The sequence below is a fragment of the Microbacterium sp. BF1 genome (genome assembly GCF_019279095.1).
Taxonomy (GTDB): domain Bacteria; phylum Actinomycetota; class Actinomycetes; order Actinomycetales; family Microbacteriaceae; genus Microbacterium; species Microbacterium maritypicum.
Genome location: NZ_JAGYWT010000503.1, coordinates 1 through 1,729 on the forward strand (window position 1 = coordinate 1; position 1,729 = coordinate 1,729).

The window sequence follows — 1,729 nt, forward strand, 5'->3', positions numbered from 1 at the left end:
CCAGCGCCGTCTCCGGCACGACGCCGGAGGCATCGATGACCAGTTCTGCGGCGACCGACGACCCGTCGCTGAGCGTGACGGCGCCGCTCCCCGCCGTGGCGACCTCGACCCCGAGGCGCACGTCGACACCGCGCGCACGGATCTCGGCGGCGATCGGGGCGGCCATCTCCGCATCGAGAGGAGAGAGCAGGTGGGGACCCCGCTGCACGAGGGTGACCGACGCTCCCCGTGCGACGAGGTTCTCGACCGCTTCCAGGCCCGTGTAGCCACCGCCGACGACCACCACCGGCACTCCGGGGCGTGAGAGCGACGCATCGATCACGTCCGCGTCTTCGACCGTCCGCAGACTGCGGACGGGGACGTCGGAGAGGGGCTCATCCCGCCGCGGGCGCGCACCGGTGGCGAGGATCAGCGTGTCGTAGCGCTGCGTGAAGCGGCGCCCGGTCTCGACGTCCATGACCTCGACCACCTTCTGGGCGGTGTCCACGCGCACCACATCGTGACGCACGCGGACGTCGAGTCGGAAGCGGCTGCGCAGCGACGCGGGCGTCTGCAGGAGCAGCGACTCGCGTTCTGCGATCGCGCCTCCCACGTAATAGGGCAGCCCGCAGTTCGCGTAGGAGACCTCGGGTCCGCGTTCGAAGACCACGATCTGCGCGTGCTCGTCGAGCCGGCGCAGGCGCGCAGCCGCGGACATCCCCCCGGCGACACCGCCGACGATGACGACCGTGAGCGGTTCGGAGGACGTCATCGCTGGAACATCCGCGAGAAGAAGCCGCGCTGCGTCTGCTCCTTCGGGTGCCCGGAACACCACTGCGATGCGGGAACCGTTCGCCGCACAGCGTCGACGTGCTCACCGCACCCCGCCCAGGTCGTCTTGCCACAGGTCTTGCAACGGACTGCTCGGCACATTGTTCTCGACTCCTCACCGATACCCCCACGGGTATCTGGGTCTCACTATACCCCAGGGGGTATAGTGAGAAGTCCAGCCGACACTCAGGGAGCGAACATGTCATCCGCAGACGCCGAGACTCAGCGCAAGATCGTCAATCGACTCAAGCGCGCGCAGGGACAGCTCGGGGCCGTCATCGCCGCCGTCGAAAGCGGAGGCGACTGCCGCGCGGTGGTCACACAGCTCGCCGCCGTCACCTCGGCGCTCGACAAGGCGGGCTTCCAGATCATCGCCTCCGCCATGAAGGAGTGCCTGACCGACCCGGAGGCGGAGGCGGAGGCGGAGACAGCCACCGACACCGGTGGGGTGTCGATGGCCGAACTGGAGAGGCTCTTCCTCTCCCTCGCGTGACCGCGAGCACGGCCGGTCGCGCAGATACTCACGGCCGGCCGCACATCACGGTCAGCTCGCGACGATGAGACCCTTCGTCGCCGTGCGGGCTGCCTCGAAGCGACGCTGCACGTCGGGCCAGTTCACCAGCTCCCAGAACGCCTTGACGTAGTCGGCGCGCACGTTGAGGTAGTCGAGGTAGTACGCGTGCTCCCAGACGTCCAGCTGCAGCAGCGGGGTGACGCCGAGTGGGGCATTGCCCTGCTGGTCGAACAGCTGGAAGATCACGGGGCGCGCTCCGACGCTGTCCCACGCCAGCACGGCCCAGCCCGATCCCTGCACTTCCAGAACATCCTGCTCGGCATCCAGTACCTCGCGCTCGCGATCTTCGTCGTCACCGCGCTCTGGCAGTTCTTCGCCGGCACCGCACCCAATCCGACCCCGTTC

At 68.7% G+C, this 1,729-nt stretch carries 3 protein-coding genes; 1 reads left to right on the forward strand and 2 read right to left on the reverse strand.

Annotated elements, in window-relative coordinates; all coding sequences use genetic code 11:
• Positions 1–751: FAD/NAD(P)-binding oxidoreductase (locus KZA10_RS14175; protein ID WP_218683205.1), on the reverse strand; the 751-nt coding region annotated here is incomplete at its 3' end.
• A gap of 258 nt (positions 752–1,009) precedes the next feature.
• Here KZA10_RS14175 and KZA10_RS14180 point away from each other — a divergent pair.
• A complete protein-coding gene (locus KZA10_RS14180; RefSeq protein WP_218683206.1) occupies positions 1,010–1,303 on the forward strand; it encodes a metal-sensitive transcriptional regulator in 294 nt (97 codons plus the stop codon).
• A 51-nt stretch (positions 1,304–1,354) separates the two neighbouring features.
• Here the strand turns inward: KZA10_RS14180 and KZA10_RS14185 are convergent.
• A partial coding sequence (locus KZA10_RS14185) for a superoxide dismutase (RefSeq protein WP_256934875.1) occupies positions 1,355–1,729 on the reverse strand: 375 nt, incomplete at its 5' end.

What these genes read in the sequence shown, in the direction of transcription:
- KZA10_RS14180 (WP_218683206.1), top strand. Translation starts at nt 1,010, where the DNA reads ATGTCATCCGCAGACGCCGAGACTCAGCGCAAGATCGTCAATCGACTC.